Genomic DNA, 246 nt, shown 5'->3' on the forward strand with positions numbered 1-246 from the left:
GGAACGAAGACAGCCTCATGGGGAGACAGTTCGGCCGTGAACAAGGTACCGAAAGAGGGGCCCTCCCTCAGATCCACCCAAGCCCCGAAAATACGGCCCGAGGCAAGGGAGATGAACTTATCCCAAGGCTCTGCGTGGATGCCGCGTGTGGTGCCCCTCTGGGCGTTGAAGGAGATGTTGTTTTGCACGGGACCAAAGTCCGGCATGCCGGCGTCGATCAGTTTGCGCCGGTGCCAGTTCTCTTTG

1 protein-coding gene is annotated in these 246 nt (G+C 59.8%); it reads right to left on the minus strand.

Going from position 1 to position 246, the window contains the following annotated elements:
* Window positions 1-246 (minus strand): dTDP-4-dehydrorhamnose 3,5-epimerase family protein (locus tag SCA31_RS24975; protein ID WP_410699640.1); only part of this gene is annotated, 246 nt, incomplete at both ends.

The organism is Chryseobacterium sp. SIMBA_028 (genome assembly GCF_046535285.1).
Lineage (GTDB): Bacteria > Bacteroidota > Bacteroidia > Flavobacteriales > Weeksellaceae > Chryseobacterium.